The sequence below is a fragment of the Bartonella sp. AA81SXKL genome (assembly GCF_042196945.1).
Classification (GTDB): domain Bacteria; phylum Pseudomonadota; class Alphaproteobacteria; order Rhizobiales; family Rhizobiaceae; genus Bartonella.
Genome location: NZ_JBHIRH010000216.1, coordinates 1 through 742 on the forward strand (window position 1 = coordinate 1; position 742 = coordinate 742).

Sequence of the window (742 nt, forward strand, 5' to 3'; positions counted from 1 at the left end):
TCCAAAGCTATTCTAGAGGCTTCTGTTGTGCTCTGTTGGGCTTGCTCCGCTTTCGCTATTGCACTATCTGCTGCACTTTTCGCTTCTAAGGCTGTCGCTTTGGCGCTCCTTGCTTCTTCTTTTGCTTCTTCTGATAAGCTTTTTGCACTAGAGGCGGTTTGACTTGCTTGTTCACTCGTGGATTTCGCTTCAGTCGCAACAGTCTCTAAATTTTCTACTTTAGATTTCGCATCGCTAGCCTCTTTTACAGCTTGCTCTACTTTCGCTGTCGCCTTATCAACGGCGCTTTTTGCTTCCTCCGCCAAACCCTTCGCCTCAGATGCCGTACTCTTAGCTTCTCTTGCTTCTGTTAATGCTGTAGTCGCTGTAGATTTTGCTTCATTCGCAACTGCCTCTACACTTTCGGCTTTAGCCTTTGCTGTTTCTGCTGTCTCCTGTGATGCTGCTGCCAACCGTTTTGCTTCTTCTGATAATGTTTTAGCTGCCTCAGCACTCCCTTTCGCATCATTGGCTATACTAGATGCCCCGCCCGCTGTTGTTTTCGCAGAAGTCGCTTCTCTTAATGCCTGTTCTGATGCCTTTTGCGCCTCTGTAGATGCCGTATTCGCTTTTTCCGCTAAACTTTTCGCCTCTTCTGACGTGCTTACAGCTGCCTCTGATTGTGATTTGGCTTCTCTTGAAGCTGTTAATGCTGTCTCTACTCCCGCTTGTACTTGTGAGGCTGTTTTTGTGAGTTCTGTAA

The 742-nt window shown here is 47.2% G+C and carries 1 protein-coding gene; it reads right to left on the bottom strand.

Going from position 1 to position 742, the window contains the following annotated elements; all coding sequences use genetic code 11:
• A partial coding sequence (locus ACFINZ_RS10690; protein WP_375701506.1) for an alanine-zipper protein occupies positions 1-742 on the bottom strand: 742 nt, incomplete at both ends.